This window comes from Desulfocastanea catecholica (genome assembly GCF_054657295.1).
Map to the genome: position 1 here is coordinate 1 of NZ_BAAHYZ010000015.1, position 26,102 is coordinate 26,102.

General features: G+C 49.2%; 23 protein-coding genes. 16 read left to right on the plus strand and 7 right to left on the minus strand.

Annotated features, from left to right (window positions below):
* Positions 1-38: 38 nt before the first annotated feature.
* On the minus strand, positions 39-986 hold the full coding sequence (locus tag ACYQ8U_RS14135; RefSeq protein ID WP_459946201.1) for a LysR family transcriptional regulator: 948 nt from the start codon (positions 984-986) through the stop codon (positions 39-41).
* 314 nt (positions 987-1,300) lie between these two features.
* Here ACYQ8U_RS14135 and ACYQ8U_RS14140 point away from each other — a divergent pair, with 314 nt between their 5' ends.
* The 13 genes from ACYQ8U_RS14140 (at position 1,301) to ACYQ8U_RS14200 (ending at position 17,199) form a co-directional block, all read left to right on the plus strand.
* Positions 1,301-3,052, plus strand: coding sequence for a pyruvate carboxylase subunit B (locus tag ACYQ8U_RS14140; protein WP_459946202.1), 1,752 nt, complete (start codon positions 1,301-1,303; stop codon positions 3,050-3,052).
* Positions 3,045-4,514, plus strand: coding sequence for an acetyl-CoA carboxylase biotin carboxylase subunit (locus ACYQ8U_RS14145; RefSeq protein WP_459946203.1), 1,470 nt, complete (start codon positions 3,045-3,047; stop codon positions 4,512-4,514). Before ACYQ8U_RS14140 ends, ACYQ8U_RS14145 begins: the two co-directional genes overlap by 8 nt.
* Positions 4,515-4,633: 119 nt before the next feature.
* Positions 4,634-6,052, plus strand: coding sequence for an OB-fold domain-containing protein (locus ACYQ8U_RS14150; RefSeq protein ID WP_459946204.1), 1,419 nt, complete (start codon positions 4,634-4,636; stop codon positions 6,050-6,052).
* Positions 6,053-6,124: 72 nt separating this feature from the next.
* Entirely contained in the window at positions 6,125-7,318 is a 1,194-nt protein-coding gene (locus ACYQ8U_RS14155) for an acetyl-CoA acetyltransferase (RefSeq protein ID WP_459946205.1), read from the plus strand.
* A 34-nt stretch (positions 7,319-7,352) separates the two neighbouring features.
* Positions 7,353-8,948, plus strand: coding sequence for an AMP-binding protein (locus tag ACYQ8U_RS14160; RefSeq protein WP_459946206.1), 1,596 nt, complete (start codon positions 7,353-7,355; stop codon positions 8,946-8,948).
* 93 nt (positions 8,949-9,041) lie between these two features.
* Positions 9,042-10,292, plus strand: coding sequence for a Tm-1-like ATP-binding domain-containing protein (locus tag ACYQ8U_RS14165; RefSeq protein ID WP_459946207.1), 1,251 nt, complete (start codon positions 9,042-9,044; stop codon positions 10,290-10,292).
* Positions 10,293-10,483: 191 nt separating this feature from the next.
* Positions 10,484-11,716, plus strand: coding sequence for a Tm-1-like ATP-binding domain-containing protein (locus ACYQ8U_RS14170; protein ID WP_459946208.1), 1,233 nt, complete (start codon positions 10,484-10,486; stop codon positions 11,714-11,716).
* A 58-nt stretch (positions 11,717-11,774) separates the two neighbouring features.
* Positions 11,775-12,314, plus strand: coding sequence for a universal stress protein (locus tag ACYQ8U_RS14175; RefSeq protein WP_459946209.1), 540 nt, complete (start codon positions 11,775-11,777; stop codon positions 12,312-12,314).
* A gap of 361 nt (positions 12,315-12,675) precedes the next feature.
* A complete protein-coding gene (locus ACYQ8U_RS14180; protein WP_459946210.1) occupies positions 12,676-13,773 on the plus strand; it encodes an NAD(P)/FAD-dependent oxidoreductase in 1,098 nt (365 codons plus the stop codon).
* Positions 13,774-13,867: 94 nt separating this feature from the next.
* The gene (locus ACYQ8U_RS14185) at positions 13,868-14,881 is read left to right on the plus strand and encodes a zinc-dependent alcohol dehydrogenase family protein (protein ID WP_459946211.1); all 1,014 of its coding nucleotides are present in this window, start codon (positions 13,868-13,870) and stop codon (positions 14,879-14,881) included.
* A gap of 104 nt (positions 14,882-14,985) precedes the next feature.
* The gene (locus ACYQ8U_RS14190; protein WP_459946212.1) at positions 14,986-15,582 is read left to right on the plus strand and encodes a hypothetical protein; all 597 of its coding nucleotides are present in this window, start codon (positions 14,986-14,988) and stop codon (positions 15,580-15,582) included.
* 146 nt (positions 15,583-15,728) lie between these two features.
* Entirely contained in the window at positions 15,729-15,896 is a 168-nt protein-coding gene (locus ACYQ8U_RS14195) for a hypothetical protein (RefSeq protein WP_459946213.1), read from the plus strand.
* Positions 15,897-16,008: 112 nt separating this feature from the next.
* Positions 16,009-17,199 carry a thiolase family protein gene (locus tag ACYQ8U_RS14200; protein ID WP_459946214.1) on the plus strand — a complete coding sequence of 397 codons (1,191 nt, stop codon included), beginning with the start codon at positions 16,009-16,011 and terminating at the stop codon, positions 17,197-17,199.
* 720 nt (positions 17,200-17,919) lie between these two features.
* Here the strand turns inward: ACYQ8U_RS14200 and ACYQ8U_RS14205 are convergent.
* The 6 genes from ACYQ8U_RS14205 to ACYQ8U_RS14230 all read right to left on the minus strand — a co-directional run bounded on the left by ACYQ8U_RS14205 (position 17,920) and on the right by ACYQ8U_RS14230 (position 22,806).
* Positions 17,920-18,714: an IclR family transcriptional regulator gene (locus tag ACYQ8U_RS14205; protein WP_459946215.1), complete on the minus strand. Its 795-nt coding sequence runs from the start codon at positions 18,712-18,714 to the stop codon at positions 17,920-17,922.
* A gap of 203 nt (positions 18,715-18,917) precedes the next feature.
* A complete protein-coding gene (locus tag ACYQ8U_RS14210) occupies positions 18,918-19,190 on the minus strand; it encodes a MoaD/ThiS family protein (RefSeq protein WP_459946216.1) in 273 nt (90 codons plus the stop codon).
* Entirely contained in the window at positions 19,187-19,948 is a 762-nt protein-coding gene (locus ACYQ8U_RS14215; protein WP_459946217.1) for a HesA/MoeB/ThiF family protein, read from the minus strand. The genes ACYQ8U_RS14210 and ACYQ8U_RS14215 overlap by 4 nt, the downstream gene beginning before the upstream one ends.
* Positions 19,949-20,049: 101 nt before the next feature.
* Positions 20,050-20,547 carry a 4Fe-4S dicluster domain-containing protein gene (locus tag ACYQ8U_RS14220; protein WP_459946218.1) on the minus strand — a complete coding sequence of 166 codons (498 nt, stop codon included), beginning with the start codon at positions 20,545-20,547 and terminating at the stop codon, positions 20,050-20,052.
* Positions 20,548-20,568: 21 nt separating this feature from the next.
* On the minus strand, positions 20,569-22,509 hold the full coding sequence (locus ACYQ8U_RS14225; protein ID WP_459946219.1) for an aldehyde ferredoxin oxidoreductase family protein: 1,941 nt from the start codon (positions 22,507-22,509) through the stop codon (positions 20,569-20,571).
* A gap of 18 nt (positions 22,510-22,527) precedes the next feature.
* Entirely contained in the window at positions 22,528-22,806 is a 279-nt protein-coding gene (locus ACYQ8U_RS14230; RefSeq protein WP_459946220.1) for a hypothetical protein, read from the minus strand.
* Between the two features lie 297 nt (positions 22,807-23,103).
* On the opposite strand from ACYQ8U_RS14230, the gene ACYQ8U_RS14235 reads away from it, so the two are divergent.
* From ACYQ8U_RS14235 to ACYQ8U_RS14245, 3 genes are all read left to right on the plus strand, one after another.
* Positions 23,104-23,598: a 4Fe-4S dicluster domain-containing protein gene (locus ACYQ8U_RS14235; protein ID WP_459946319.1), complete on the plus strand. Its 495-nt coding sequence runs from the start codon at positions 23,104-23,106 to the stop codon at positions 23,596-23,598.
* A 72-nt stretch (positions 23,599-23,670) separates the two neighbouring features.
* Positions 23,671-24,933, plus strand: a complete 1,263-nt coding sequence (locus ACYQ8U_RS14240; protein WP_459946221.1) for an NAD(P)/FAD-dependent oxidoreductase — start codon at positions 23,671-23,673, stop codon at positions 24,931-24,933.
* 382 nt (positions 24,934-25,315) lie between these two features.
* Complete coding sequence (locus tag ACYQ8U_RS14245; RefSeq protein WP_459946222.1) at positions 25,316-26,002, plus strand: cation:proton antiporter domain-containing protein; 687 nt, start codon at positions 25,316-25,318, stop codon at positions 26,000-26,002.
* The last annotated feature ends 100 nt before the right edge of the window (positions 26,003-26,102 follow it).

The following is a 26,102-nucleotide window of genomic DNA, read 5'->3' on the forward strand; positions in this document are numbered from 1 at the left end:
TTTATTTTGATAGATTCATGCGTGGATGAAATAAGCGCCTACTGCTTCCATACTTCCGGCTTGTAATCATCCAAAAGATCATGAATTGTTTTTTTAAATTGCTCCCTAATCAATGAAAGGAAAAATCTCGCGGGAGGAGAAAGCTTGACTTCACGGTTTGTCATGACATAGAACGATCCCATTTTTATTTCGCCATCGTCGACTCGAATAATTCTCAGCTCACCCTTTTCAACTTGTCGCCGTATATTAGGCTCGAATAATAGCGCGATCCCTTTATTCAGCTTCGCAAGTTCTTTGGCGATTTCGATGTTGCTGACCTCGGTGCCGATATTGGGCTTCAAACCTCTTTTTTTAAATTCATACAGCGTGATGGCTCGCCCATCAGAACCTTCCGAAGGAAGAATAAGTGGGTGAGATGCCAATTCTGTCCATTTCGCGGGTCCTGACCAGTCTATCGGATAATCCGGGCTGGCCACGAAAACCATCGGTTCATCACAATTGATTCGGTAGCATTTCAACTTATCACTATATGACGACATGGTGCCGGCGACGCAAATGTCATGCTGGTAATCGAGCAGTTCTTCAATCAAAATTATAGAAGGTGCTTCCCTTAGTGAAACCTTAATGGAAGGATGGATTTCTTTAAAATGGTCGATTAGGCCTGTAAAAGATGAAATCAACCCGCCGGCAATGCCTATGGAGAGATTATTGGAACTATAATTTTTAAGAAAATTTTCCGTCAACTCTGCCTGATTCAACAGCTTTTCTGCATATGCAATCAAACTCTCCCCGGCCTTTGTAAGACAGACACGCTGCTTTTTAAGATTTATCAGCTTTATGCCAAATTGTGTCTCGAGACCGCGAACATGTTGGGTCACCGCCGGTTGAGTAATCCCCAATCGCTCAGCGGCTCTGCTGAAACTTTGTTCTTTTGCCAGGAAATAAAATGATATTACGTGATGCAGGTTGAGCTGAAAACGTCCCATTTAATCTCCATGACCAATTTTGTCCGATCCCAAATTGTTGAAAGCGACCATTCTTTTTAAAACAATAAAATTTTTGTAATTTATAGTCAACACGTAACTTATGGTCAACACACATATTTTAAAATTTCTAATATAAGTATTAGGTAATCAATATTCTAAATAATTTCGTTTACTGCTATTTAAATAAACATCAACTGGCCTGTTTATAGGCCGCAACCAGAATACCCGGAATGCCAACAGGATTTTGATTAGCACATGTTTCATCGAAAGTGGCATGTTCCAAAAAATTAAATCAGAATAAAGGAATGCTTGGTATGAGCAGAAAAATTCATTTTGTCGACCAGACCATACGTGATGCTCAACAAAGCCTTTGGGGCCTTATGATGAGCACGGACATGATAACCCCCATCGCCCCCGTCATGGATGAAGTTGGCTATCATGAGATCGCAACAAACGGAAGTAACGGCTTTGTCGTCGAAATTCGTTACTATGACACAAATCCTTGGGAGAGAATCCGGACGCTTGCCAAACTGATGCCCAACACACCGATTCGAGGCTCTTTCATGACGGCAGCCCTGGCTTCTTTTGATGTGGATACGCCCAAAGATGTGATCGACCTGTGGATTAAGCGCCAAGTGGAAAATGGGGTGAAGAGCTTCTGGGTGTGCGATTACCAGACCGATATGGAGCGGTTTTATTATTTTGCCAAAACCGTCAAAGACCTGGGAGCCCGGTGCGTTCCCTCATTGATGGTCTGCCAAAGCCCCTATCATACTCCGGAACTCTGGGCCAAGAGGACAAAGCTGATCCTTGATGCTGGCGATCTGGTCGATGCCGTCTACATTGAGGATGCCAGCGGGGTATTGACCCCGGAACAGACCTATGCGCTTGTGTCGACAGTCAAGGCGAATAGTAACGGTATTCCCATTGAGTTTCATTCCCATTGCAACTCGGGGCTGGCGCCGCTGTGCTACTTGGAGGCAGTGAAGGCTGGAGCTGACGTTTTACATACGGCCGTGGCGCCTCTAGCCAACGCGACGTCCTTGCCGTCCATTCAAAATATACTCAAGAATGTGCGTCACATGGGGTATGAGACAGACATCAATGATGAGGCGCTTGAGGCCGTTACCGCCCATTTTACAAAGGTTGCCGAAGAAAACGGATTTCCAATCGGGGTGCCTGAAGAATACGATCTGTCTCATTTCGAGCACCAGGTGCCGGGGGGCATGATGTCGAACATGAAGCGCCAGCTTGCGGAAATGAAGATGGGGGACCGGCTTAATGAATTTCTCACTGAAATCGTCCAGGTCCGTAAAGATCTTGGCTATCCGATCATGGCCACTCCCTATTCACAAATAGTGGGTAGCCAGGCGGTAGAGAACGTGTTGCAAGGGCAGCGTTATAAAAAGATACTCGATCAAACGGTTAAATATGTAATGGGGCATTACGGCGAGATCATCGGGCCAGTTGACAAGGATCTCATGGAGCGTATCAAGAGTTCGCCAGAGACCCAGAAATTACTCAATTGGAAGCCTGAGGGAAGGGGCAAACCCCTGTCCGTATTGCGGGATGAAATCGGGCATGAATATGATGATGATGAGTTTTTGCTTCGGGTTCTGATTCCGGGTCTTACGGCAATGCCGGGTACCGGTAAGAATCCCAAGCAAATGAGGCCGACACAGAAGCCAAAACAGCACGGCGTACCCATCGGCGGTTTTTCAAGTATGCCGAATGCTTTTGCCATTGATGTGGATGGCGAGACTTTCAACGTGAAAATCACACCGTTGAACGATGATGGGGAAGGGACTGCGAGCGGACCGGCAAAGCCGAAAGCGATTCTTCCGGGTGCTGTACTGACACCAATGGCAGGTATGGTTGTCTCCGTTGATGTTCAAAAGGGCCAGAGCGTTTCCAAAGGCGATTTACTGGTGAAAACGGAAGCCATGAAAATGATACGGGAGGTACTGGCGCCGACTGACGGGACGGTGTCTGAAATCTACGTTCAGGTTGGCGATTTCATCGATACTGAAGCGCCTTTAATCGTAGTGGAGCAGAAAGATGAATAAAATACTCGTTGCCAATCGTGGTGAAATAGCCATCCGGGTCATGCGTGCATGCCGGGAACTTGGGATCAAATCTGTTGCCGTCTATTCGGAAGCGGATGAGAAAGCTCTATTTGTAAAATATGCGGATGAGGCTGTTCTAATCGGTCCTCCATCGCCTAAATTGAGCTATCTCGATATCGAAAAATTAATTCAAGTGGCCCATGAAACCGGTGCCGAGGGGATTCACCCCGGTTATGGGTTTCTGGCTGAGAATCCAACTTTTTCCAGGCGATGCGAAGAAGAGGGCATCATCTTTATTGGACCATCCCCAAAAGTGCTTGAAATTATGGGCAACAAGATATCGGCCAGAAAAGAGATGAGAAAGGCCGGTACACCGGTGGTTCCGGGTACGGATGAGGCGACCAGCGACGCTGGGCAGGCCCTTAACATCGCCGAAGAAATCGGTTATCCGGTGATCGTTAAGCCTGCCGATGGCGGCGGTGGCATCGGTATGTCGATCGTTCACTCCCGGGATGATCTTTTAAAGGCGATCGAAGCTTCCAGGGCGATGGCGGTCAACGCCTTTGGGTCCGACGAGGTTTATATCGAGAAATACATTTCAAATCCTCGGCATATCGAAATTCAGATACTGGGCGATTCCCGCGGCAACGCCGTTCATCTCAATGAGCGGGAATGCTCGATTCAGCGAAGATATCAGAAGGTGATTGAAGAGGCGCCGTCTACCGCGTTGACGCCGGAAATCCGCCAAAAAATGGGTGAAACGGCAGTCAAAGCCGCCAAATGGATCGGCTATCAAGGGGCCGGCACCATGGAGTTCATTTATTCTAATGGAGATTTTTACTTTCTTGAAATGAACACCCGGGTTCAGGTGGAGCATCCGGTGACGGAAATGATCACCGGGATTGATATCGTCAAGGAGCAGATCAGCATCGCATCCGGCAATCCCCTTAGCTTTGGGCAGGAGGATGTCCAAATTAACGGTTGGGCCATAGAGTGCCGGATCAATGCCGAAGATCCGGCTAATGATTTTACACCGAGCTTCGGAATGCTGAAAAACTACCAATCACCGGGCGGCATCGGGATACGCGTGGACAGTGGTGTCTATGCGGGGTTCTCCATATCACCGTTTTACGATTCCATGATTTCAAAGCTCGTCGCCTGGGGCAGAGACCGGGATGAAGCTGTGGAGCGGATGCGCCGTGCATTGTACGAATATATCATCAGCGGCATTAAAACCAATATTTTTTTTCATCAAGCGGTGTTGGAAAATCCGCGATTCCTACAGGGCGACTTTGATACCCATTTTATCGAGGAAGAAAAAGGAATGCTCGAGAACATGAAGGTGATGATCGAGCAGAAACAAATGCTGGCCGATAAACTACCGCTCAAGTCCGTGCAGAAAATCCGGGTCGCTGCCTTTGCAGCGGCGGCGGTGGCGAACCAGATGTACCACCAACAGTAAAGCCGCGCTGAATAACAGAAAAGGCAAGGTGCAGGCGGTTAAGTTTTCATTTCTATGTAACTATTTGTAACAAAACAAATTCCGAAAACGGTTTGTCATAATTTATAGGGAGGACAGGGATGACCGGCATAACATCATTTGGGGCTTACATCCCCATATACAGGCTGCACCGTGAAGAGATCGCCAGAATGTGGGGGACGCGATCAATCGGGGGACAGAAAGCAGTGGCTGGATATGACGAGGATGCAGTCACCATGGCCGTGGCCGCATCTCAGGAATGCTTGAAGCATCACTTATCTCACCCGGACAGGCTTTACTTTGCGACCACAACCGCGCCGTATCTGGAAAAACAGAGCGCGGCCATCATTGCCAGTGCCATCGGAGCAAAACGACATACCGTCACGGCCGACATTACCAATTCCCTAAGGGCGGGTACAACCGCGCTGAGATCAGCCCTTGACGCAGTCGAGGCAGGATCTGCTGGTACTGTATTGGTGGCTGCTTCGGATTGTCGATTGGGTGCGCCCAAAGGGATGCATGAACAGCTTCTCGGTGATGCGGCGGTCTGCCTGGCAATCGGCCGGGAAGGAGTGATCGCCGAAGTGGAATCGAGTTATTGTTCAAACAGTGAGTTCACCGGTATCTGGCGCACCACAGAGGATCATTTTGTCAAATCCGGAGAAGGGCGATTTGTCGAGGAGCAAGGGTATCAACCCATCATGTTGGAAACCATCAACGGGTTGCTGAAGGCCAATAATCTTCAGACGGATGATTTCTCAAAAATTGTATTTCCGGCATCCGATTCTCGGGCGCATGCCCAGTTAGCTGGCAAGCTCGGTTTCAAAGCGGACCAAATCCAGAATCCTTTCTTTGACCTTATCGGAAATGTCGGTACCGCAGGGCCCATGATCATGCTGATTGCGGCCGTGGGCAAAGCCAAATCGGGAGACCGGATACTGCTGGCCAACTACGGCGATGGGGCAGATGCTTTTGTCCTACGGGTGACAGAAGCGGTTACTTCATTTCAGGCAGGTTTGGAGAAACAAATGCAGACAGCCCGGTCGATTGATTACGGTAGATATCTCAATTGGCGCAACCTGATGCAACTCGAAGCGCCGAGCCTGCCTCCCCGGGGAGAACCGTCGCTTTCCAGCCGGTGGCGGGAGCGTCAGGTCATTTCGACGCTTACCGGGGTTAAATGCAGAAACTGCGGGTTGCCGCAAATCCACACGCTCGGGAAAAACATAAGAATATGCATCGGCTGCCAGACCAAAGACGATTTCGAGCCCTATTGTTTCTCAGACAAAAGGGCGTCCTTGTTTACCTATGCCGTGGATCACCTTCAACCGACAAAAAATCCTCCAGGACTCAATGGCGTCATTGATTTTGAATGCGGTGGGAGACTGATATGCGAGTTGACCGATTATGATCTGGACCGTGTTGAAATCGGCATGCCATTGGAAATGACCTTTCGAAAAATGTCTCAGGGTGAAGGTATTGTCAACTATTTTTGGAAAGCCAAGCCAGTTGCCGAATGATTGGTTGGTTGATGGCAGTAAAAAATGCACTCGTAAATATACCAACCTGTTTCGGTTGCTAAGGAGGTCAATATGGAAAGTATCAGAGACAAAGTCGCAATCATCGGTATGGGCTGCACCCGGTTCGGCGAACGTTGGGAGATGGGGGTTGAAGACCTTCTCGTTGAGGCTGCTTATGAAGCTTTCGAAGATGCCGGTATCCAGCCGTCAGACATCCAGGCTGCCTGGTTGGGAACCGTTTTTTCAGGGGTAACGGCCCTTACCATGTCGGCTTTGGGCCTGCAGTATATCCCCATGACGCGGGTGGAGAACATGTGTGCCACAGGTTCGGAAGCATTAAGGGGCGCGGTATATGCCGTTGCCTCAGGCGCCTGCGACATCGCGCTGGCCATCGGCGTGGAAAAACTGAAGGATTCGGGCCAAACCGGTGTGAAGGGGCCGGCCATTGTGGGCGACAACCCCGATGGCAGTTCGGCGATCGGTTCGAGTTTCAGCGCACCCGCTTCGTTTGCCTATCTCGGCACACGTTATTTCCATCATTATGGACTGACACCCGAATACGGAAAAGAGCTGATTGCGAAGATCGCGGTAAAAAATCATCACAATGGTAGCTTGAATCCCAAGGCCCACTTCCACAACAAGCTGTCGGTGGAGCAGGTTGTCAATGCGCCCATCGTGGCCTGGCCGCTGGGTTTGTTCGATTGCTGTGGCGTCAGCGATGGCGCTGCCGCGGCTATTGTCGTGCGTGCGGATATGGCAAAAAAATTTCGATCGGACCCGATCTATGTCAAGGGGCTGGCGATCAGTGTAGGCGCGCGTCAGGGAGTCATGCGCCAGGATTATGATTACGTGCATGTGGAAGAGAATGTGCGTGCATCCAGAATGGCGTACGATCAGGCGGGTGTTACCGATCCTAGAAAAGAGATCAGCCTCGCCGAGGTCCACGACTGTTTTACCACCCATGAATTGATTCTGTACGAGGACCTGGGCTTCAGCACTCGAGGAGGGGCTGTAGAGGATATTGAAGCGGGAACCTTCACTTTGGGCGGCGATCTTCCAGTCAATACCGATGGAGGGCTTAAATGCTTCGGCCATCCGCTGGGCGCAAGCGGTTTGAGGATGATGTATGAAATATATAAGCAATTGCAGGAAAAGGCCGGTCCCCGACAGGTGAAAAATCCCAGATTGGGGTTGGCCCACAATCTGGGTGGAAACGCTGGGATGGGAATCGCCAGCTGTGTGGTGTTGGGCAATGAAAAATTATAACGTGTGACGCCAAAAAAATAACCAAAGGAAAACCATGAAAAAGTCTAATCTACCGACAGTACTTGGTGAACTTCTTGCCGACAGAGTGAAAAAAAACGCAGATAAAGTTTTCATGAGATTCAAGGAAGAATCGATTACCTACAGGGAGCTGGATCTTTTTTCCAATCGCTGCGCCAATGCATTTACCGATTTGGGCATAACCAAGGGCGACAAGGTCAGCATCATGCTGCCTAACTGCCCGGAGTTTATCTATCTGTGGATGGGATTGTCCAAAATCGGTGCGGTTGAAGTTCCGGTCAATACCAATTACAAAGGTGAATTCCTTAAGCACATCGTAGACCAGTCAGATTCGAAGATGTTGGTGATAGATGCACAGTATCTGGAACGGTTAAAGCTGATCGAGACCGATCTTGCCAAAGTAGAGAAAATAATCGTTGTCGGTTCATCCGGTGAAATGGACACGGAAAAAATTAACATTCCGGCAATTCGTTATGGAGACTTTTTTAAGGCCTCTGAAGCAGCCGTCGACATAATCGTTTCGCCCAGCGATCCCATCAGCATTATCTACACCTCAGGTACCACCGGTCTTTCCAAGGGTGCCTTGGGGCCGCACAAGTTCTGGATTGTCTGCGCGGAAAAAATGCTTGAGTATCGAAATGGCGGCAAAGACGATATTTTCTATACCTTCATGCCGCTGTACCATTTCAACGCCCAGGTGCTGACTACCTTGACGACGCTGGTGGCCGGAGCGCAGATGGTGCTGGCTGACCACTTCAGCGCTTCACATTTCTGGGATGAAATACGCAAATATGGGGCGACCCAATTCAACTACCTGGGGGCGGTGATGCCGATTCTGGCCAAACAACCCCGAAAAGATGATGATCTGTACAACCCTGCGGTCGTCGCCTTAGGTGCAGGATGTCCGGCCGATGTGATGGCTGAAATGGAAGCCCGCTTCGGCATCAAATGCCTGGAAGGTTTCGGTATGACCGAAATCGGTATCCCCATCCATGTGAGGGTGGATGACAGACGCAAAGGATCCTGTGGCAAACCCATGGATATCTATGAAATCAAGCTCGTCGACGATGACGATAGTGAAGTCCCCGTGGGTGAGATCGGAGAGATCGTTTTCCGACCCAAGGATTCCTTTGTCATGATGCTCGAATACTACAACATGCCTGAAAAAACCCTGGAGGCCAGCCGTAACCTGTGGTTCCACTCAGGAGATTTGGCTAAAAAGGACAAAGATGGATACTATTATTTTGTAGACCGAAAAAAAGATGCGCTGCGCAGGCGCGGAGAAAACATATCCTCCTTCGAAGTGGAAAGAGCCATCAACACGCACCCCAAAGTCCTGGAATCGGCTGCGGTGGCCGTGAAATCCGAACTTGCCGAAGACGAAGTAAAAATTTGTGTTGTCCTCCAGCCCGGAGAGACCATCGACTATGGGGACCTCATTGCGCATGCCAATGAGCGGATGCCCTATTTTGCAGTCCCACGCTTTGTCGAATTCGTCGAAAAACTTCCCAAAACACCGACTGAAAGAGTTCAAAAGCACTTGCTCAAGAAAGCCGGCATTACTGCGAATACCTGGGATCGTGAACAGGCCGGAATAAAGATAAGCCGTTAATAAACATCGGTAAACCCATGGATTTCTTATAAAGGTGGTTAGCGATTCACAATTCAGTGAAAAAACCTTTGAGACGATTATCAAGGACGAAAAATGGGAAAAAAAATAGTTATTATCGGAACCATGGACACCAAGGGCGAGCAATTGATGATGCTCAAGGAGAAAATCGCCGCGATCGGTCATCATCCCGTGTTGATGGATCTCAGCATGGGTGGAAAACACGGTTATCAGGCGGATATCGGTCCCAATGAGATTGCCTCGCTTGCGGGAAAGCAAATGGAAGATATTTTTGCTGAAGAGGATAGAGCGGTCATCACCAACTGGATGACCCAAGGGGCGGTCGCCAAGGCACGCGCGCTACTTGGCGAAAATTCGCTTGACGGCATCGTTTCGCTCGGTGGGATGAGCATTGCACTGATCGGTGCCAGAATTATGTCACAACTGCCATTTGGCATTCCAAAGGTCATCGGCACCACCGCAGCTATGCCCGCTTATGTTGGGAAATTGTTCGGGGCGACGGACATTACGGTGATGCAGCTGATCATGGAAATCGCCGGAACCAACGATTTGATTAAAAATGCCATTTCACAAGTAGCCGGGGCCATTTGCGGCATGGCGGCAGCATCAGTTGACCATCGCGAATTAAAGCTGCCCAAGGGGTCCATTGCTATCACCCAGATCGGATTTTCAGACCGGTGCGCGAAAAACGTAGAAAACTTGTTGGAAGAGAAAGGATATACCGTATTCCCGTTCCATGCCCAGGGAATCAGTGACCGGGCCATGGACAAGCTGATCAGCCAGGGTTTCTTCGATGGCGTAATCGACATTGTTCCCGCAGGACTTATAGAAGCTAAAACCAGCGGCAATCGAGCTGCGGACATGACCCGATTGGATGCCGCCGGCGAACGGGGCATTCCTCAGGTATGGGCGCCATGCTGCCTGAATATCACTGGCGCCGGCCCAACGAGGGTAAACCGTGAAAAATACGAAGCCTCCGGTCGGGTGTTCAAAATGGACGAAATGCGGTCCATGGCCCGTTTTCCAAAAGACGAGCTCGAAATCGGAGCCCGCCTTTATGCCGAGAAGCTCAACCATGCCAAAGGGCTTGTAAAGCTGGTTGTCCCTTTGAAGGGGTGGTCTTCAATCGATAAGTCGGGGAGCGTTCTTTATGATCCTGAACAAGATGGGTATTTTATTGAAGCGCTTAAAAAACAACTGGAAAAACCTATTGAAATCGAAGAGATCGATGCGAATCTGGAAGATTTTGAAACAGCAAAAAAATTGGTCGACAGCTTGGATGCCATGATGGCCTCCGGACCAATAAAAGGGAGATCAAATGCTTGATTAATCATTTGATTCAATCGTATTTGATGGCAGAAGAATTATGCATCAACCAGTCCATAAAGTCTGAGCACCATTTCTCAGGTAAGTCGGAGGGCAAAGGGGGGGACGTTTCTTGTTGAAGAACAATGGATATCGACAACGATAGCGTGCCTGGAACTGGACATGGATAGCCAAAAGAGGAGCGAATTGAAATGACGCAGCCGAAAAAAACGATACTTATTACAGGGACCTGCGACACAAAGGGCGATGAAATCCTTTACATGAAAAAGCTGATTGAATCAAAAGGTCTTAAGTGTATGGTGTTGGACCTTGGGTTGAAATCGGACCCGACTCAATTTACAGCCGATTTTACGAGGAGGGATCTTAGCAAGGCAATCGGATCTTCCCTAGATGAGCTAATGGAAGCGGCAAAGAGCGGTCGCTACGAAGTCGCTGTTGAAAAACTCGGCAGCGGCGCTGAAATCATAATAAAACAATTGGCAGAAGAACAAAAAATAGATGGTGTATTGTCTATCGGTGGAAGTATGGGAACCGCCTTGGCGTTGAGAACGCTCAGGGTTTTGCCTATTGGTTTCCCTAAAGTGTTGATTTCTACCGTTGCCGTATCAGACTACCTTCATCCAGAGTTTATTCGATCAGATATTATGCTTGTACAACCGATTTCAGACTTTTTTGGCCTAACTCAATGGTCTGAAAGGGATCTTAAACGTGCAGCATTAAGCCTATGCGCTGTCGTTACTGAAGAAGATCCATTGGAGAAGGGAAAATGGATTGGACTCACCGCCATTGGCTGGGTTTCTTCTTGTGCGGGGCCATTGAAAAAACTCCTTGAAGAAAAAGGTTATAAGGTTACTGTTGCTCACTCCATAAGTATGCAATGCTCGATTCTTGAGGATTTGATTCGGGAAGGGGTCATAAAAGGAATGATCGATCTTTGTTCCTTCGAGATCCTACACGCAATAGCCGGAGCTGCTTGTCACGCTCAAAACAGGCTCACCGCTGCCGCAGAAATGGGGATTCCCACAATTATTGGACCTGGAAACGTCGGCGTATTTGCCCCAACAGCCATGGATATGGAAAGGTTCGGCAAGCAGGGGCGGTTTACCATTACCCACAATGAAATTATCGGTACGGCTAAGGCTACTATCGAGGAGATGGTTCAAACGGCCGAAATCATGGCTGAAAGATTAAACCCTTCGAAAGGTAAGGTCGCTTTTGTAATCCCAAGAAAAGGTTTTCATCACTATGATAAAGAAGATCAGATGTATTTCAATCCTGAAGGAAGAGAAGCTTTTATAGAAACCATTGAAAAAAAATTGGACCCTAAAGTTCATTTGGAAATTCTAAATTGCCACTGGGATGATTTGGAATATCTTGTCAGAGTCGGCGAGATAGCGGTTGAATATTTTGCCGAGATCGAATGAAATCAAACAAATTATCATTATGCGATAATAGCAACCCTAATGGTTATGGAGATTCGTCATGATTACAGTCCCCCAAAAAATTCTATTCGCTACCGATCTGTCGAAAGAGTGCCAAGAGTCCTATCCCGTGGCCGTCCACTTGGCCATGTCCTTAAAAGGGTCGATTACTTTGCTGCATGTTATTGAAGATCTTCCCATTTCTCTCGAAGAACGAGTTAAAAAGTTATTTGGAGATGATAAATTCGATGAAATCATGAAAGAGCATGAGAGTGATGCAAGGAATGTATTAATAGCAAAAAGAAAAGATAGCAAAATTATTCATTCTGCTTTGAAAAAATTTTGCGAAGAATCAAATGAGAACAATCCTGAGTTTCTTCAGCCCGATGAAATTTTGATTAAAAAAGGCATTGTCGCCGATCAAATACTATCGACTGCACAAGAGAAAAACTGTGATATCATAATATTAAGCCCGCATGAAAATATTTCCCCCGGTACCTTGATATCCCAAACAATTAAAGCGGTTGTTAAATTGTCACCCATACCGACATTTATCATCCCTCCCCAGAAAATTCTTCCAGTCGATGTTTCGCCTGACTGAGGCATGAGAATCTGGGTGGTCCCCATTGTTTGGACAGCCAACCGGCTGTGATAAATTCCAAGTCGGTGGTTAGTCCCTCCCGGGTTGATGGAGCCGCTTTTCACGATTGGGTCTAACGTATGGAGCCCGTAGGGCGACTTGAGTTAGCCCCAATCGTGGCGCCCGTGATCGGTAATTCACGCATATGCTCTTTGAAATAAATTTCATCCGGGGTAAAGCCTTCAAGCGACTGATGGAATCGTTCCTGGTTGTAATAGGGGAACCATTCCTTCCGGGCGTCTTCTGGTAAATTTATGGAAGGCCATGGTACCAATCCAATTTGCTTATTGCCGGATAAAGATTGGTTGACGAGGGAGAATTTATGGGCTTGATTCAAAAATACGATATAATCGTTGTCGGGGCAGGACCTGGAGGGTCACTAGCGTCGAAATTATGTGCAAAGGCGGGTTTCAGGACCTTGCTGCTTGAAAAAAAAACGCTACCCCGTGATAAGGTTTGCTCAGGAATGGTCATGGGGGCGTGGGCAAAAAATTTGATTGAAGAACACTTCGGAACTATTCCCGAGCACATTCTCACAGCGCCAAAATACCTATCCGGCAATATGTTTCACGTTCCCGGGCTTTCGCCGAAAACAATAGAATGGCATACGCCGATCGCCTGGAGGCGGGATCTTGATTCATGGCTTACTGAAAAAGCCGTTGCAGACGGTGTAGAGGTGTGGGACCGCACCCGGCTGCGTTCGATCATGAACGCCGATGGAAAAGTCAAGGTTTTAATAGATCGAGGAAACGAATCAATCGAACTGGTGTGCCGCCATATGATTGGTGCCGATGGGGCATCATCACGGACCCGAAAATCCCTTTTTCCCAATCTTCCGGTGAAATACACGACGCCGATTCGTGAATGTTACATGGGAGCACTGGACTTGGAGAAAGATTATATTCATTGGTTTTTTCCTAAACTTAAGCTTCGCCCGAGATTTAATGTGAACCATAAAGGCGACATGTTTCTGATTGAAGGCAGCGGCATTAAAGAGCTTCGAACCGAAATCAATACCATCCTGGCGCAATACGGTTTTGACCCGGGTTCCAGGCCGATTTGGAAGGACGGCTGCGTGGAGCCGCTTCTTCATGAAGATCTGATCTCGGGCGCGTTTGTTCCCGCACAAGGCAACGTCCTACTGGTGGGCGATGCTGCCGGGCTTATTTTACCGATCACTTTTGAAGGGATCGGCACGGCGCTGAAGAGCGGTATGTTTGCCGCGGAAGCGATAAAGGAAACGTCGAATACCGAAAAAGACCTTGCCGGTCAATATATTGATACAATACAACCCATAATACAGGCGATTCGGCATTTGGTAAGTGTGAATAAAAAAGCTGAGAAAGAAGCCTCCGGTCATAACGAAAAAATACTTGATGCACTTGTCTTTGCCTATGGCGAGACGCTTAGAATTCAATAACCGTTCAACCGAACCACACTTAAGAAAGCGAGACTATGCAAGGATTGGCTTTCCCCCTTTCTCAAGAATAAAAAATCAAGAATAGGAAAAAGATATGAAAAAAGCTGTAATCGTTCCCGGCAAAAAAGGCCTCGATGCGCTGACCATTCAAGAAATGAAACCGCAAAAACCCGGCACGAACGAAGTTAGAATCAAGGTGCATGCCGCATCGATCAATTACAAGGACATTGTTGCCGCTACGCGGGGGGTGAGTCAGGCGTTGATTCCGTTATCCGATGGTGCCGGAACGGTGGAGGAAGTGGGCGCAGGGGTAATCGGGTTGAAACCGGGTGACAGGGTAGTTGGTCTATTTTTCCCTTTATGGCAGGGCGGAGAGATCGATGATACCAAATTTGGCACTGTCAGGGGCAATGCAACCGTCGATGGAATGCTGGCGCAATTGGTGACCGGGCCTGAAGACGGCTTCATTAAATTCCCAGGTTATCTATCCTACGAAGAGGCCGCAACACTGCCGTGTGCGGCCGTGACGGCTTGGAATGCATTGATTATCAATGGAAACTTAAAACCCGGTGAAACGCTGCTTGTTCTCGGAACAGGCGGCGTGGCGCTGTTTGCCTTGCAGATAGCAAAAAAAGCAGGTGCGCGAGTCATTCTGCTTTCAAGCAGCGACGAGAAACTGAAAAGGGCAGGAGAACTTGGTGCGGATGTGTTGGTCAATTATAAACAAAACCCGGATTGGGAAAAAATTGTTTTGGAAAAAACCAACGGGCTGGGCGTCGATCTGGTACTGGAGCTAGGCGGGGTCGGGACGCTTGCAAAGTCGATGGCGTCCGCCAAAACAAATGGGCGCATCAGTCTGGTTGGTGTGCTGACCGGAACTGAGGGAGCTGTCAATCCCATGCCCATCATAAGGAAATCATTGTCCGTCAAGGGTATTTATGTGGGCAGTCGTGATATGCAACAACAACTCCATGGATTCCTTGAGGTGAGCAAAATAAAACCGATCATCGATCGTGTATTTTCAATGGACCAGGTACACGATGCATTTGAATTCATGCAAAAGGGCAAACATTTCGGAAAGATTGTAGTGAAATTGGATACAATTTAGATGATTGAAGAAGGTTAATAGTTCGCTTATGTGTTTGATAGCGGGTAGATAATGCACGGGGTGAAGGTTGGGAAATGAGAAACAACCGATAAAGGAAAAAATATATGCAAAAAGATATGCAGAAGGCGTCGTCCTATAACGTATTGTTTCTTTGTATACGTAACCGGGTGAGAAGTGTCTTTTCCGAACTTTTTACAAGAGAAAAAATGAAACGGCTGGAGGGGATTTTATCCAATAAAATAACGGTCCGGTCTGCTGGATTTTTCCCTCAGGAACTCAAGGTATTTCTGGATAAGCTCGCTGTCACCCATCCAGACCCATTTTATGGGCTTGATATGAGCGAACACGTTCGTCGTCTGCTACTCGAAAAGGGGCTCGCCGCCCCCGTAGCATGGAATTCACAGTGCGTGACTCCCGCGATGATTAAAGAGGCGAATTTGATCGTTGTCTCCTTGCCTGAACAGAAAAAAGAATTATCAGCGCTATATCCTGAGTACAAGCAAAACATGGTTACCCTCAAAGAAATTGCAAAATGGAAAGGGGTTGCGTTCAGCGAAGATCATTCCGAGGCCTTGCGGCAAGACGATGTTTGGGAACATTGGGAGGAAAATCCGGAATATGTATTCAAAACAATTGAAGAAGTTGAAAAACTTTTGACAATGGCGATTCCAAGAATAGTCAAACGGTTGATCAATGAATGATACTTGCCGCCATCTCTGTCAGACCGAGTTCTGCTGGGGTAAATGCGGCATCAAGTGTTTCGAAAACACGATTGGCAAAATAGTTCCGACGCAATACGTTCCATAAAGAAGTTCTGACCGTTATCGCTGACCTGATTAATCGAGGCGTGAAAACGGAAGGCTTATACAACGCTCTTGAGATTAACCATGAACGATCCGGCGATACGCATTGCCTTGACGATTCTAAGGAAGGCATAATGGCGTTTCTGGAAAAAGCGAAAGCCAAATTTCAAGAAGTAGATTTAGGGCTGAGTGATCCAACAAAAATCGAATGATATTTGCTGTTTTTTTGTTAATGGAATAAGCAGAATGAATCAAAAGTCACTCTTTTTTCCAGGCGGACAATAGAGCAAGAAAATAAATTCCACATGACAGAGGTCTATTACCATGAAGTTTGAAAAAGCGTATATCCCCTATGGTGGTTACTATTGTAGTCCTTTTGCCAAATGGCAGGGCAGTTTATCAAATGAAAATTCGATAATTCTGGGTGCGGAGACCGCAAAACGTTGGATGGCTTTCAATAGCTGGGAAACTCCTGTCTTTGATTACACCTACCATGGTATAACTGCTGTCCAGAAGTCATGCTTTTACGGAAGTACCTGGGCAAATGCAATGATGGGTGCGCAAGTTCCTGGAATGACAATCATCCAGGCCTGTTCAACTTCAACCACCTGCATTCATACCGCAGCCATGGCAGTCGAAACGGGCACACTGACCACACCGTTTTGTTTCCTGGCTGACCGGATGTCAAATGCACCTCATCTTATCTGGCCAAATCCAAATGGGCCAGGCGGTGAAGTGATCTCTGAGAACTGGAATATGGATAATATGAACGCTGATCCGTCAACTGGTTTTGGGATGCTGAATACCGCTGAGAATGTTGCTAAGCTGATCACTGCCACCCGTGAGGAAACGGATGAACTTGCTGTCATGCGCTATGAGCAATATGAAGAGGCATTAAAAAACGATCGAGCTTTCCAGAAGCGGTATATGTTCCCGGTAGAAGTGAAGGTCAGCCGCAAAAAGACCATTACTCTTGACGCCGATGAAGGTGTTACTCCTGTGACACGGGAAGGGATCGCCCATCTCAAACCTGTAATGCCGGGTGGAATTCATACTTATGCCAGCCAAACCCATCCGGCAGATGGCAATGCAGGAATTATCGTGACGACTCGGGAGAGGGCACAGAAACTGAGTAATGATCCGAGCAAGACAATCCAGATTCTCTCCTATGGTTTTTCCAGGGTGGAAAAAGCGCATATGCCTGCCGCTGCTGTTCCCGCTGCACAGATGGCTCTTGATCGTGCCGGGATAACCATTAATGACGTTTCGGTCATAAAAACCCATAATCCCTTTGCGGCCAATGATCTCTATTTTGCCAAGAAATTCGACATTGACCTTAAAACAATGAACAATTACGGATGCTCTATGATTTTTGGTCACCCACAAGCTCCCACCGTTGCTAGACTGGTGATCGAAGGCATTGAGGAAGCGGTTCTGCTTGGCGGCGGTTATGTGCTCGTCGCAGGTTGTGCGGCAGGTGACACCGGTGCGGCTTTGGTCCTTCGTGTTAATTAAGCATCAATGGTTTGCCCCTCTGAGTAATCTCAGGATTTTGTCTTGATTGTGCCCGGTGCTGGTTGTGGCTTCCTATGGGAGCCACAACGTAGAGATCGATGCCTTGTGCATTACTGAATATCTTTACAGGATCCAAAAGAGTAAAAGGAGTTTCGGGGATAATAAGCGTGACTGGCCGTGAACCCTCTCAGTATAAAGATTTAGCCTACAAGACCCTGTAAGACCCCACTCTCATCAACGTGGTAGCCAAAGTCCGATAGGACTTCACGCTGGGTCTTGCTGGGAGTTCCCAGGCGGTGCTCAGCTGTCCGGCTCCACTTTTTTACCCTCAGGACATAATTTGGGTCTGCGCCCGGTAAGTTTACAAATCTGCTGAAACCTAGGCGCGCTGCGGCTTTCAGTAGAATCTGCGAATTCGGCGTGTGTTTACAAAATCAGGCTGTCTTTGTCAGCTGAATAACCTGCGGTGGCGCTTTAATTTATAATGATTTTAATATGGTTCTTCCGGGAAATGGATACATGGACATGAAAAGGGATTGAAAAAGGACATGGCACGAGACAGGTTGTTTGTTGTCAGGATCGCCGTGCGCGCAGCTGTAGGAGGGGGCGTGGGAACAGGAGTGTTGTGGCAAGAGAGACGCGATCTGCGTTTCGCTGTCTTGGGAAGAAAACGGAGAGGCATGGTGTCCTCGATAGGACGCGTGTCTCCCAATCGTCTCCTTAATATCCGGACGACCCATCAAGCGAATTGCAAAGATTTTTCGCCGCGACAGTCATGATTGCAATGGCATCCTCAATTTTGTCGAGCCCCATTTTGCTGGACAACCCCACAGCCCAGATGGCCATGGGTGGGCCTTTGAGGTTATGCAAAGCCAAAGCTACCGCTCTGACACCGGTCAGGTACTCCTCGTCGTCGATGGAATACCCTTTGGTACGCACCTGTTCCAGTTCGGTCAGATACTTCTCTTCGTCGACGATTGAGCGGGGAGTATGCCGGGGGAGACCTTTTTCATGGATCAGTTGTTTCACCCTCTCGATGTTTATTTCAGCGAGAAGAACCTTCCCTGAGGCCCCGGCAAAGAGGGGGAGAACCGTCCCGGGTGAGGCGGATATCTTCATTGGGTCCGCTGACTCTGCGGTGGCCAAAATCTGAATGCGGTTGCAGATCAATGCACCCAGAACAATCGTCTCCTTGATCTGATTCCTCAATTCGTCGATCGATGCCTGGATTGATTCGACCATTTTGAGATAATTCCAACTCGAAAAGGCCAGGTCAACAACCGCTGGTCCCAAATAAAGCTTGCGTCCGTCAAGACCTTGAGTAAGGACACCTTCACGAAGCAGGGCATGAACCAGTCCATGGGTCGTGCTTTTGCTATATCCCAATTGAAGTGCCAGTTCGGTAAGGCTAAGGTTTTCACGCGATTGGGCCACCTTGCGCAACAGATCGAATGCGCGATGTACTGCTGGGGCCTTGTAGCCGGCCAATTTGTCTTGAACAGTGGTTTTTCCCATATAATCCAAATTGTTAACACATTTAAATAAGCAGCAGGGCGAGCCAGCACAGCATCACGTGGGACCTGATACGGTTATCCCTGGTGTGGTAGACTAAGACCGGCTGCAGATCCTCGCGGGTGACGGCCAGGCTGATAGTGACATGGGAACAGGGTGTTGCTTTTCACCCATAATTCACCGACTTCACGGTACAATAAAGGCGGTTATCCACCGGCCAGCATAACGGTGATGGTGATTTCATCTCCGGCCTTGACCTTTTTGCCCAGCTCATCAGGATATGCGCTCTCTAGATTCAGGTAAATTTCAATCTGGTTTTTTAGTTTAGCCTTTCCGTCAAAAAGCGCCTCCTGCATGCCGGGAAATCGTTCTACCAATGCATCGAGGCAATTCCCGACCGTGCTTCCTTCTACTTCAAAGGTTTCTATCCCGTCGGTAAATTGTCGATGTGTTTTGTGAATATTTAGCGTAATGGTCATGATGAAATCCTGCCTCGCGACTTTCCGCAATGGTCGCAGGTTGGGTTTTTCAGTAACTTGAATTCGCTCCATTTGAGCTTAAATCCATCATAGATCAGTAGCCGATCGGTCAGCAAATCACCGATACTGGTAATGTACTTGATGGCCTCCGTGGCCTGAAGCGCACCAATGACTGCTGGGGTAACGCCGATGACCGGTATTTTTCTGGGTTGCTTCACCGGTCCGCGATAGAGGCAGCGCAGGCAGGTGCTCTGGCCTGGAATGACGGTCATCACGCGACCTTCAAATCCGCTGACTGCACCGTGAATGAACGGAATGTTCAAATCCAGCGCTGCTTGGTTGAGAATATAACGGGTTTCCAGATTGTCCAGCGCATCGATGATCATATCGTGGCCGGTAATTAACCTGACCACATTTTCTTCGGTAATTCTAAGCCGGCTGGTGTCTAAAGTGACATGCGAATTCAAATTGCCGAGCTTTTCTTTTGCGGAATCGACCTTGTGGCGGCCAATGTCGGCTTCATGGTGGAGGACTTGACGATTTAAATTGCTTAATGCGACCTGGTCATGATCCACGAGAGTGATGGTGCCGACACCGGCGGCCACCAGATAGATGGCCGCCGGAGAGCCGAGCCCGCCGGCCCCGCAGATACAGATCTTTGCTTTTTTAAGTTTTTCCTGTCCCGTTGTGCCGATTTCAGCGATGCAAACCTGACGGTCATACCGCTCAAGCTCTTCGGCGGAAAGTGTGAGAGGCATGGTCATCGCTCCTGTCTGGCCGGATCAATTCGAGTACTATGACAATTAAACATACCAATCATTATCATTCCGACATAACACGGTTGGTACCTTTACTCGGACTAAACGTGTTCACCTGCCGCCGCATGCAGCCCCTTTGCTTCGGATTGACGCAGAGCGCTTTCCCTTTTCTTCCCGGCGACGACGGCATTGGATGATACAAAATCGATCGCTTTAACATCACAGAACCGTACACACTGCGGATCCCCGCCGCACAGGTCGCATTTGAAGACGCGATGCGTCGTCCGATTGTAATTCATGGCCCCGAAGGGGCAAATGTTGATGCATGAACGGCAACCGATACATACTTCATAATTGACCGCCAGAAAGCCGTAATCCTTGTCTATGGAAATGGCTCGTACCGGGCAGACATTCATGCAGGGAGCATCCTCGCACTGCTGGCATATCATCGGAATGTAACGCCCCTCATCTTCCCACTTTACGATTTGGATTCGACTCTTCGCCGGGTTGGATACCCCTTCATGCACGACGGAGCATACCTGTTCGCAAAGTCGGCAGCCGGTACATTTTTCGGCATTAACCGTGAGAAATTTGTCCATTATTTTCTCCTTCGACAGCTTTTAAAGTAAATGGGTGGGTTCCTGATCCAGCCCTAAGCGCGTTAAGGTTTCAGTTGTCGGAACGCCTTCTTTATCCCAACCGTGATGTTCGTAGAACTCATCGATCATGATACTGAATTTTTCCCGATCGATTTTACGGCCGACAACGTCAGGGGCGCCTCTTCGACAGGGTTCGTCAAAATAGCGATGGTTGAGAGTGTCGCCTTTGAAAGGATCGTTTCGTTTCAACCCTTCCCTCAAATTGAAAAGCCTTTCCAGGTTGTTGCATCGTTCTGCCGCGGCCCAAATTTCTACCGGGGTAAATTCAAGCCCCGTATTGTGGTAAATAACCGCCGGCCAGTCTTCGAAATTGGGCAGTGTCGCACCCAGGAACAGCGTATGATATTTGCAGATCCCTAAGCTGTCCACGGCCATGTAACAGTTTTCATGCCAGAAAACCTGCCAGGGCTTTCCAATATACTCGGTATGTTCCGAAGAGAGTGGCCCGTCGTAGGGAATGGGGCTGCTGTATATTTTCCTCAGCACCTTTTCCGGCAGGTGATACAGGTCGATTGCCGGCCGGCTGCGCAGATGGTCGGAACCACGGGAGGCGGTGGCAATGTTCAGAGCCAGTCCAGGGGTCCCCCGCTCATCGGAGTGGAGGTTGTTCATTCCCTTGACCTGAATGAGATAATCGAAGGAATTTTTGCCGATGGTCTGGGATGCAGGAATGCCGCCGTCGGCCAGTACATTGCCCAGCCAACTGCTTCGGTTGCAGATCTGGTGAATCATCGCGATCAGTGCCCGGTCATTTCCGAATTGCAGTTCCAGGCCCTCGGTCTCTTTGTTGGTGAGGATTCCTAACTCATAAAGCTCCATGGCCCAGGAGATGATGCTGCCGATTTCAAGGTTGTCGACACCGTACTGGTTGACCAGATGGTTGGCGGACAATACGGTTTCGGCCTTGTTACAGTCTGGTTCGCTGCCGAAGGCGCCCTGAGAGGTGTATTCCGGTCCTTCATCGTATTTGCCGGCCAACGGACCCGTTTTGATCTTGTATTTGGCCCGGCAATGCACCTGGCAGCCGAAACATCCCGCCATATGATGGGGGCCCATGGTCTCCGTGGCGATTTCATCGATGGCTTCAGGTTCGATCTGGTCGGCGTACAGCATCTGGTTATACTGAAAGTTCCGGGTCCGAACGCCGCCCCAGCAGTTGGTTGCGCCCCAGACAAAGGGGGTACCCAAGATGCCCTGGGTCTGATTGACTTTTGCGCTGGTGATCTGTTCAATGAATTTTTTGTTATGCTCCAGTGCATCGACGGGGTGCGCGATGTTGATGTCCATGTCACCGCGGGCTGCGACGGCCTTAAGGTTTTTCGACCCCATCACGCACCCCATGCCCGTCCGGCCGCCGGCATTTTTAATACCGGTCATCACACAGGCATAGGTGACAAGATTCTCACCGGCCGCTCCGATAACTGCACTTTTGATCTCCTGATCGCCCAGTTCATCCCGAATGGCCCACTGGGTTTCCGTGCTTGATTTTCCCCATAGGTGGGAGGCATCGCGGATTTCGATTTCACCGTTGTGAAGCCAAAGATAAACCGGTTTTTCGGCCTTGCCGGTGATCACCAGGTGGTGGAACCCGGCCCAGGCCATTTCCGGCGCAAAAAAACCGCCCATATTGCAGCTGCCCAACAGGTTGGTCAGTGGAGACTTGGCCATGATATGCGTTCTCGATGTGGCGGATGCTAGAGTGGCTGACAACAGGCCGGCGCTGATGATGAGCGGGTTTTCAGGACCCAAGGGGTCACAGCCTTCGGGTGCGTGGTTGTAAAGCAGATAAGCATCCAGGCCGCGGCCGCCGATAAATTTTTTCCTGACCTCCAACGGAATGGGTTTGATTTCGATGTTGCCGGTCGTGAGGTCGATGTATGCAATTTTCCGATCCAGTGCCATGTCGCGTTCCCTCCTTGTCTATTTGGAATCGTCGGTGGACGACTCTAATTTTTTGGCTAACGTTTCCTCGGCTAATTTGCAGTTGATACTCCAGACTGGGCCGCGAATTCTTGGAAGTTGTGGTGTTACCCAGTGCAGGCGATAGGTCATCCCGCAGCTCGGACATGAAATTTGCTGGCTGCCGGGAGTGGGTTCCAGTCGCCCCATGCAGCTGGGGTTGTGGCATCTGACCTTGCCGAACGTTCGGGTTTTGCGAAGAGATTCAGATGCGGAAGATTTGCTGTCGTCAGTAGACATGTGAAACTCCTTGTGTTGTGGTTGATTTCAGAAAAAAATCACTATAATGAACATTAGATACAGTAAGAATTGTATTCGGTCAAGTTATTTTTTGTTATTTCAAGTTATTTTTTTGTTATTTAATGGCGATAATTTAATAGTATAATAGATTTTTAATTTGACATCTGTGCGTGTTCGTACTATGAATTGAGTATAGAAAATATTCACTATAGTGAATTAAGTTCGATTATTTCGGCCCGCAATGGATCGTTCGAATTAACCAAACGATCCCAGGTGATCTCGAGAAGGTATGTAATCATGGAAAAACGACGTGAACAGCTACTGGTCAATGCAAAAAAATGTACGGGATGCATGCGATGTATGATTGCGTGTTCGATGAAACACTACAACGTCATCAATCCATCACTTTCCAGAATCAAGGTCACGCGGTTAGAGCGCCAGACCCTCAATGTGCCCATCATTTGCATGGCTTGCGACAAGGCTCCATGCATCAAGGTTTGCCCCATGAACGCGCGTGTGCGGCAGGCCAACGGCACGGTTGTCACCGACACGGACGTTTGCATTGGTTGCCGGGCATGCATCTACATTTGTCCCGTGGGCAGTCCTTCGGCGAACCCTTATACGGGACAGACCATGACCTGCGATATGTGCATGAACGATGAGGCGGGGCCGTGGTGTGTCGCGGCATGCGGCCATGAAGGCGCGCTGACCATGGCCAAAGGCGAATCCTTGACGGCCGATATTGTCAGGGAACGGGCGGGAGCGGGAAGGGAGATTTTCCCTTCGCGCTAAGGTGTTGCGAATCGTCCTTGGGGCGACGTGAACCATTAACATAACGTTAAGCAACCGAAAAGAGCGGAAACCATGAAAGTTGTAATTATCGGAAATGGAATTTCAGGCAATCAGGTGGCCTTTTCGATTCGAAAGTGCTGCCAGGAAACCGACATCTGCATTGTTTCGGCGGAGGCGTTTCCGGAATACGACCCTTGTTCGTTGCCTTATTTATTAGGTGGCGACTGTGAGGAGGCAGCCGTGTTTAGACGGCAGATGGAAGACTACGAAAACAATCGGATCGATGTGCAGTATAACAGCAAGGCCGTTTCCATCTCACCGGAGGCCAAAACGGTTACCACGGAAAACGGATCGCAGATTGAATATGATCAATTGGTGCTTGCGCATGGTGGCGACCTTTTCATACCTCCTATCGAGGGCATCCGCAGCGCAGGTGTTTTCAGCTGTAAGCAGCTGCGCGAAACCCTCAAGCTTCGATCGCACAGCGGGCAACGGGCAGTTGTGATCGGCTCCGGCGCTATCGGCATAGAGGCGGCCGAGGCGCTCAAGAAAAAGGGATACGCGGTATACATCATCGAACTGATGGACTGGATTATGCCGGCTCTGTTCGATGAGGTAACGGCCAAACGGCTCGAAACCGCAATGGAAGGCTATGGCATTCATGTATATACCGGAGAAAAAGTTCTGCGTATCAAGGGAGATAATAAGGTCTCTGCGGTCATCACCGATAAGCGTGAGATCCCCTGTGATACGGTTGTAGTTGCAACCGGGGTGGTCCCCGGCGTCGGCCTTGCCAAAACCGCCGGTATCGCTACGAACAGAGGTATCCAGGTCGATCGGTATATGCGAACGTCGCTCCCGGACATTTACGCCTGCGGTGATTGCGTTGAAACCATCGATGCCTGCACCGGTGAAATGGCCATGTTTCAACTCAAACACAACGCCATCGAACAGGGCGAAATTGTCGCCCGGAACATATTGGGTGAGAATGCCAGATACCTTGGTGCCTATGCGTTTGCTCGGGCCCATTTTTTTGACACCCACGCCGTCACCTTCGGCAAGACCATGCGGGCCAACGATTGTATGCTGGGCGATAAGGAGTTGATCGAAAAGGAAAACGGAAACGATTACCTGCGTATTGTTTTGCTGGATGGAAAGGTAATGGGTGGACAGGCCATCGGAAAATACGCCGATAGCATCGGTTTTTTCATCGGTGCCATGTGGCGCAGAGACGATATGAACCGCTTGAGGCGCAAGACGAAACAGATTTCTTCCCTCGGCGCCGTGCATTCATGGCATCAGATCCACATGGGAAATCTGTTACAAACGCCCTAGCCGATCATTGAACGATCTCCACGCTCAACGCCGCTTGGGCGGCGCGGCCGTGGTCGTCGACCAGGCGGATATCGAAGGAACCGCTTAGGGCGGTCCACATGAGAATATTTCTCTTTATCAGGCATCAAGCGTGCGTCACCGACGCTGCCAACGGATATCCTTGATGGGTTTATCGGTGTTCAGCTATAATGCACAGGTATCAGGGGGTGTCAAAGTCTCCCGAAGTTTGTAGCGCTGAATTTTCCCTGTGCTTGTATCCTGTTCGACGGTGGTCTTCGAACGTCATTGGCATCGGTCCGCTCTACATGGAAGTCCGCCCTGTCGCTTTCGACGATAGGGGGTGCTGCTCACCGCCGTACTGACAGGCTTCGCCGCTGCTTGGGTGTTGGGAGTGTCGCTGCTCCACGGCATGCTTCTCGACAGCATCGTTGGTTCCACCGACGCGGCGGCGGTTTTTTCAGTACTCCGCACTAGTGGTTTGAAACTGCCCCAACGATTGACCGCCACGCTCGAGGTGGAAAGCGGATCGAACGATCCGATGGCCCTATTCCTGACAGTCAGTCTTATCGCCGTGATCATGGAGACTGCCGATACCGTTGCCGACATCACCCTGCTGTCCGCGCTTCAGTTCGGCGACGGGACCGGGGTAGGAATCGGCATCATCTATGTCGCCGCCTGGCTGATCGACAGGATCAACCTTGACTATCCAGGCCTGTACCCAATCCTGGCCTTGTCCCTCGGCCTGCTCTCCTTTGGATTGGCCGCAGTACTCGGGGGAAGTGGCTTCCTTGCTATTTACCTGTTCGGCATTGTTCTAGGCACCAGCTCCATCGTGTTCCGGAATGGGATTTTCCTTTTTCATGACGCCGGCACCTGGCTTGGCCAGATTGTCCTGTTCGTCATCCTGGGATTGCTGAGTTTTCCCAGCCGCTTGATCGTGGTTTCCGGCGAAGGCCTGTTAATCGCCTTGGTGTTGATATTCGTGGCTCGACCTCTCGCGGTCCTGATTTCTGTGTTTCCCTTCCATTTTCGCTTGCGGGAACTTTGTTTCTTGGGTGGGCTGGATTGAAAGGGGCTGTACCCATCACCCTGGAAACCTTTCCTCTTCTGGCTGGGATAGAGAGGGCGGCAACCTGCTCTTTAACGTGGTGTTCTTTGTTGTCCTTGTT